At 50.5% G+C, this 6,202-nt stretch carries 8 protein-coding genes; all 8 read left to right on the plus strand.

Annotated elements, in window-relative coordinates; translation table 11 throughout:
• Window positions 1-27 precede the first annotated feature (27 nt).
• Window positions 28-1,635, plus strand: coding sequence for an FGGY-family carbohydrate kinase (locus tag DXD12_RS07380; protein WP_118468292.1), 1,608 nt, complete (start codon window positions 28-30; stop codon window positions 1,633-1,635).
• Window positions 1,636-1,638: 3 nt separating this feature from the next.
• On the plus strand, window positions 1,639-2,337 hold the full coding sequence (locus DXD12_RS07385) for an L-ribulose-5-phosphate 4-epimerase (protein WP_107000582.1): 699 nt from the start codon (window positions 1,639-1,641) through the stop codon (window positions 2,335-2,337).
• 147 nt (window positions 2,338-2,484) lie between these two features.
• Window positions 2,485-3,141, plus strand: a complete 657-nt coding sequence (fsa, locus tag DXD12_RS07390; RefSeq protein ID WP_118637929.1) for a fructose-6-phosphate aldolase — start codon at window positions 2,485-2,487, stop codon at window positions 3,139-3,141.
• A 135-nt stretch (window positions 3,142-3,276) separates the two neighbouring features.
• On the plus strand, window positions 3,277-3,744 hold the full coding sequence (gene rimP, locus DXD12_RS07395) for a ribosome maturation factor RimP (RefSeq protein ID WP_118637931.1): 468 nt from the start codon (window positions 3,277-3,279) through the stop codon (window positions 3,742-3,744).
• Window positions 3,745-3,767: 23 nt separating this feature from the next.
• Window positions 3,768-4,958 carry a transcription termination factor NusA gene (nusA, locus tag DXD12_RS07400; RefSeq protein WP_118637933.1) on the plus strand — a complete coding sequence of 397 codons (1,191 nt, stop codon included), beginning with the start codon at window positions 3,768-3,770 and terminating at the stop codon, window positions 4,956-4,958.
• A gap of 105 nt (window positions 4,959-5,063) precedes the next feature.
• A complete protein-coding gene (locus DXD12_RS07405; protein WP_118637935.1) occupies window positions 5,064-5,339 on the plus strand; it encodes a YlxR family protein in 276 nt (91 codons plus the stop codon).
• Window positions 5,326-5,634 (plus strand): ribosomal L7Ae/L30e/S12e/Gadd45 family protein, encoded by a 309-nt coding sequence (locus DXD12_RS07410; protein ID WP_107000578.1) that lies wholly within the window; start codon window positions 5,326-5,328, stop codon window positions 5,632-5,634. Before DXD12_RS07405 ends, DXD12_RS07410 begins: the two co-directional genes overlap by 14 nt.
• A gap of 73 nt (window positions 5,635-5,707) precedes the next feature.
• A partial coding sequence (locus tag DXD12_RS07415) for a translation initiation factor IF-2 N-terminal domain-containing protein (RefSeq protein WP_182457038.1) occupies window positions 5,708-6,202 on the plus strand: 495 nt, incomplete at its 3' end.

A 6,202-nucleotide genomic window follows, 5' to 3' on the forward strand; every position in this document is an offset into this window, starting at 1 on the left:
CTTTTTGCTACAATGAGGAGGATGGATATGGCCCGCAGTGCGGAAGAGATCAAGAAAGACATAGAGAGCGGAAATACAGCGCTCGGAATTGAATTTGGTTCGACCCGAATCAAGGCAGTATTGACGGACGGCACGACCGCGCCGATCGCGCAGGGGAGCTATGAGTGGGAAAATCGTCTGGAAAATGGTATCTGGACCTATTCCCTGGAAGATATCTGGAAGGGCTTAAAGGACTGCTATGCGGATCTGGCTGCTGATGTGAAGAACCAATACGGTTTAACGCTTAAAAGGGTTGGTGCGATGGGCGTCAGCGCTATGATGCACGGCTATATGGCGTTTGATGCGGACGGAAAGCTGCTCGTTCCGTTCCGTACCTGGAGAAATACGATGACCGCCGAGGCAGCAAGACGCCTGACAGACCTGTTTAACTACAATATCCCGCAGAGATGGAGTATTGCACACCTGTATCAGGCAGTGATCAACGGCGAGGAGCATGTATCCCACGTGCATTTTCTGACCACTTTAGCCGGATATGTACATTGGAAACTGACTGGCAAGCAGGTACTTGGCGTCGGCGATGCTTCGGGTATGTTCCCGATCGACCCGGCAACCGGACAGTATGATGCTGAAATGCTGGATAAATTCGAAGAAATAATGGTTCCGAAGGGATATCCGTGGAAGCTGCGCGACCTTCTGCCGGAGGTTCTGAGCGCTGGCGATGAGGCGGGAACGCTGACTGAGGAAGGCGCGAAGCTGCTGGATGAGAGCGGCAATCTGGAAGCTGGCATTCCGCTGTGCCCGCCGGAGGGCGATGCAGGAACCGGTATGACTGCAACCAATAGTGTGGCGGTCCGCACCGGTAACGTATCTGCCGGAACCTCCGTATTTGCAATGGTTGTTCTGGAAAAGACTCTGGAGACGGTTCACCAGGAGATTGACATGGTAACTACGCCGGACGGTCATCTGGTCGGCATGGTCCACTGCAACAACTGTACCTCCGATCTGAATGCCTGGGTAGGTCTGTTTGAAGAGTTCTATGAGCTGATGGGTCAGAAAACAGACCGCAACACCCTGTTTGGAACCCTGTACCGCAAGGCGCTTGAGGGCGATGAAGACTGCGGAGGACTGATGTCCTACTGCTACCTTTCCGGCGAGCCGATCACCGACTTCGAGGAGGGACGCCCGCTGTTTATGCGCCGTCCCGACAGCAAGCTGGGACTGGCAAATTTCATGCGTACCCATTTATATAGTTCCCTGGCAACCCTGAAATATGGTCTGGACATTCTGTTCAAGGAAGAGCACGTGACACTGGATAAACTGATGGGTCATGGCGGATTCTTCAAGACCAAGGGTGTTGGACAGCGTATCATGGCGGCAGCTGCTGATGTGCCGGTATCCGTTATGGAGACAGCTGGTGAGGGCGGTGCCTGGGGTATCGCGGTTCTGGCGGCATACCGCAAGGATAAGAAGCCGGGACAGAGCTTGTCCGATTACTTAAATGAGCAGGTATTTGCAGATGCAAAGGCGGAGACGATGGAGCCGGATGCAAAGGATGTCGAGGGCTTCAATGCGTTTATGACAAGCTATATCAATGGTCTGGCTGCCGAGAGAGGCGCCGTAGAAGGAAGGTTTTAATCGATGCTGGAAGAATTAAAAAAAGAAGTATACGAAGCCAATATGCTGCTTCCGAAATACGGTCTGGTTACCTTTACCTGGGGCAATGTTTCCGGGATTGACCGTGAGAAGGGGCTGTTTGTCATCAAACCGTCTGGCGTGGACTATGACAAACTGACGCCAGATGATATGGTTGTCATGGATCTGGAAGGAAACCGTGTTGAGGGAACGCTGAATCCGTCCTCTGATACAAAAACCCACCTGATTCTTTATAACCGTTTTCCGAAGATCGGCGGCGTGGTTCACACGCACAGTCCGTGGGCGACTTCCTGGGCGCAGGCGGGACGCGACATTCCGTGCTACGGAACGACCCATGCAGATTATATCTACGGTTCCGTTCCATGCGCGAGAAACTTAAATGAGGAAGAATTAAAGAATTATGAGTGGAACACAGGCGTGCTGATCGCAGATTTGTTTGAGGAGAGGAAGCTCGACCCGATGGCGGTGCCATGCGTGCTCTGCAAGAACCATGGACCGTTTACTTGGGGCAAGGATGCCCATGAGGCGGTTCACAACGCGGTTGTACTCGAGGAGGTTGCCAAGATGGCGGCGCGCTGCGAGATGATCAATCCAGATGTGAAGGAAGCGCCGCAGTGTCTGCAGGATAAACATTATCTGCGGAAGCATGGTCCGGGGGCGTATTACGGACAAGGGAATTTGTAGTTACTGGGCACGTATGCGTGAACAGTAACAATTTGTAAAATATAGATACAAGTATGGAAATAGATGGGACAAGTATGGTATACTTATGCATAGTAAATATAGGAGATACTGGCTATCTATCTTATAAAAATTAGGAGGATATGGGAAATGAAATTTTTTATTGATACCGCGAATGTTGATGAGATCCGTGAAGCGAATGATATGGGTATTATCTGTGGCGTTACCACAAACCCGTCTCTGATTGCAAAAGAAGGCCGTGATTTTAATGAGGTTATCAAAGAGATCACCAGCATTGTAGATGGACCGATTTCCGGTGAGGTTAAGGCTACGACTGTGAAGGCAGAGGATATGATCGCAGAGGGTCGTGAGATTGCTAAGATTCATCCGAACATGGTTGTTAAAATCCCGATGACTACCGAGGGCTTAAAGGCTGTGAAGGCTCTGTCCGCTGAGGGCATCAAGACCAACGTAACCCTGATCTTTACTGCCAGCCAGGCACTTCTGGCTGCAAGAGCAGGCGCTACATACGTTTCTCCGTTTTTAGGTCGTCTGGATGACATCTCCACCAACGGTACAGACCTGATTTACGATATCGTAGAGATCTTTGACAATTATCCGGAGATTTCCACCGAGATTATCTGTGCTTCCACCAGACATCCGATGCACATCATCGAGTGCGCGAAGGCTGGCGCTGACATCGCAACTGTTCCGTTCAAGGTTCTGATGCAGATGGTAAAACACCCGCTGACCGATGCTGGTATCGAGAAATTCAAAGCAGATTATGAGGCTGTATTCGGTAAATAAAGAGAAACAATAGGAAATACCTCTTGAACTTCCGAAAAAAGCATGTTATACTAGGCACGATAACATAATAGACTGACTGGAAAGAGTGGACAAAAAAGTCCACTCTTTCTAATTTCATAGAAAGGTGGTGGGGGTGTGGCAAAGGGAGATCAGTACGAAGCACGGGTAGAGGCGTGGATCACGCCGGTTCTGGAGCAGCATCAGTTTGAGCTGGTTGATGTGGAGTATGTCCGCGAGGTCGGCGTCTGGTATCTGCGGTGCTACATTGACAAAGAGGGCGGTATTACCGTTGATGACTGCGAGGTAATCAGCCGTCTGCTTGGTGAATGGCTGGATAAGGAAGATTTCATTGAGGACAGCTATATACTGGAGGTAAGTTCTCCGGGACTGGGACGTCCTCTGAAGAAAGAGAAAGATTTTGCAAGAAGCATCGGTAAAGATGTGGAGATCCGCCTGTATAAAGCGATCGACAAACAGAAGGAATTTACAGGAACGCTTACGTCCTATGACGCAGATTCTGTGACAATCACGATGGAGGACGGCAGCGAGCGTACATTTGAAAAATCAGAGATTGCTTTGATTCGTTTAGCCTTTGATTTTTAGACGGTAGGAGGAGATAAAATAAAATGAATAAAGAGTTGATTGAGGCAATAAATCTGCTGGAAAAAGAAAACAATATCAGCAAAGATGTTCTTTTAGAAGCAATTGAAAATTCTCTGCTGACAGCATACAAAAACAATTATGGCCGGGCAGATAATGTCAAGGTAAACATCAACCGTGAAACAGGAGATTTTTCCATCGTGGCAGAGCGTGAGGTTGTGGAGACCGTAGAGGATCCGATGACCCAGGTAAGCCTGGCAGAGGCAAAGCTCTTAAACAGCAAGTATGAGCTGGGCGACATCGTTCAGTTCTCTGTCAATTCCAAGGAGTTTGGACGCATCGCCGTTCAGAACGCGAAGAATGTTATCTTACAGAAGCTTCGTGAGGCAGAGCGCAACGCCCTGTATGAGGAGTGGCACTGCAGAGAGAAAGATATCGTAACTGGTATCGTACAGCGCTATGTAGGACGCAACATCAGCATCAACTTAGGCAAGATCGACACGATCCTGAACGAGAGTGAGCAGGTAAAGGGCGAGGTATTCAAACCGACCGAGCGTATCAAACTGTATGTCATCGAAGTAAAAGAGACACAGCGCGACCCGCGTATCACCGTATCCAGAAGCCATCCAGATCTGGTAAAACGCCTTTTTGAGTCTGAGGTTGCCGAGGTCCGAGACGGTACCGTAGAGATCAAGGCGATCGCACGTGAGGCAGGTTCCCGTACGAAGATGGCAGTCAGCTCCAACGACCCGAACGTCGATCCGGTCGGTGCATGTGTCGGCTTAAACGGCGCGCGTGTCAGCGCGGTTGTCAATGAGCTGCGCGGTGAGAAGATCGATATCATCAACTGGGATGACAACCCTGCATTCCTGATTGAGAACGCGTTAAGCCCGGCAAAGGTTATCCTGGTTGCAGCAGATGAGGAAGCACGCGAGGCACAGGTGATCGTTCCGGATTACCAGCTTTCCCTGGCAATCGGTAAAGAGGGGCAGAATGCACGCCTGGCAGCCCGCCTGACCGGCTTCAAGATTGATATCAAGAGCGAGACACAGGCAAGAGAGTCCGGTCTTTTAGATGAGCTTGAGAGCGGTTATGAGGAAGGCTTCGAGGGCTACACCGATGACCCGCTGATCAGCGTGGCAGAGGAAGACGCAGCCGAGGCAGCAGAAAATGAGGCAGCTGAGGGCACAGAAGAGCCGGTGGCGGAGCAGGAATAATCCTGACAGATAATGTGCGGGGATGCTGATTTCGGGCGGAACAAGCAGATTTGGCAGAAAGAAAGCAGCAGAACCGGGATTTGACAGAAATGGAAGTGATAGACAGTGGGAGCAAAGAAAGTGCCGCTCAGACAGTGCATCGGATGCGGAGAAATGAAGAGCAAAAAAGAAATGATCCGCGTTTTAAAGACAGCCGACGATACGATCGAGATTGACGCGACAGGCCGCAGGAATGGACGCGGCGCCTACCTCTGTCCTTCGATGGACTGCTGGAAAAAGGCGGTAAAGAGCAAAGGACTGGAGCGGTCGCTCAAAATGGCGATTCCGAAGGAAGTCTATGAGACGCTGGAAAAGGAGATGGAGCAGTTTGGAAAATCGTAAAAAGGTGCTGAATCTTCTGGGACTGGCGACGCGCGCCGGCAAGACGGCAAGCGGGGAGTTCATGACCGAGAAGGCGATCAAGAGCGGAAAAGCGTATCTGGTGATCGTGTCAGAAGAAGCGTCGGACAATACAAAAAAGATGTTTGAAAATTCATGTGCATACTACAAGGTTCCCGTGTACCAGTTCGGCATGAAAGAAGAGCTGGGACACGCGATGGGAAAAGAGATGAGAGCGTCTCTGGCCGTTTTGGATTCCGGTTTTGCAAAGGCGTTAAGAGAGAAGTTAGATGATTAACGCTTTTCTGGGCGGGCTCTTTTAGGAGCTTATGCAGAACGGGAAGGCAGTGCCGGAACGGAGGTAGCAAAACATGAGAGTTAATGAGTTGTCAAAACAGATTGGCAAATCAAATAAAGAAGTTTTAGAGATACTGCAGAAAAATCATTTTGACGTAAAAAGCCATTCTTCCAAGGTGACGGAGGAACAGGCAGAAGCAGTCAGATGTTTCCTTGCAGGAGCAAAGAGACAGACGACAGCGTCAAAGACAGATACAGGAAAGGCGGAAACAAATCGAGTGGAAGATATAAAGAAAGAGCCGTTAGAGGCAGAGAAGAAAGAGGCGGAGAAGACAACTGAGCCGCCGAAAAAGCGGATTGCAGCGGTTTATCGTCCGCAGAACAGCGTACAGAGAGGAAGCCGTCCGGCAGGCAAGGCCAATACAGGAAACGCAGCCAAGACCGGCGCGCCGGCAAGCCGTCCGGCAGCAGCAAGTGCAGAGCAGACCGCAGAGCCGGCTAAGAGCGCAGCTCCAGCGGAGAACCGTGATGGACAGAGAAGCGGCTATCAGGGAAACCGCGACGGCCAG

It is taken from the genome of Clostridium sp. TF11-13AC (assembly GCF_003481065.1).
In the GTDB taxonomy this organism is placed as follows: domain Bacteria; phylum Bacillota; class Clostridia; order Lachnospirales; family Lachnospiraceae; genus Otoolea; species Otoolea fessa.

Coding starts and splice junctions, on each gene's coding strand:
- DXD12_RS07380 (WP_118468292.1), top strand. CDS start 28: ATGGCCCGCAGTGCGGAAGAGATCAAGAAAGACATAGAGAGCGGAAAT.
- DXD12_RS07385 (WP_107000582.1), top strand. CDS start 1,639: ATGCTGGAAGAATTAAAAAAAGAAGTATACGAAGCCAATATGCTGCTT.
- fsa (WP_118637929.1), top strand. CDS start 2,485: ATGAAATTTTTTATTGATACCGCGAATGTTGATGAGATCCGTGAAGCG.
- nusA (WP_118637933.1), top strand. CDS start 3,768: ATGAATAAAGAGTTGATTGAGGCAATAAATCTGCTGGAAAAAGAAAAC.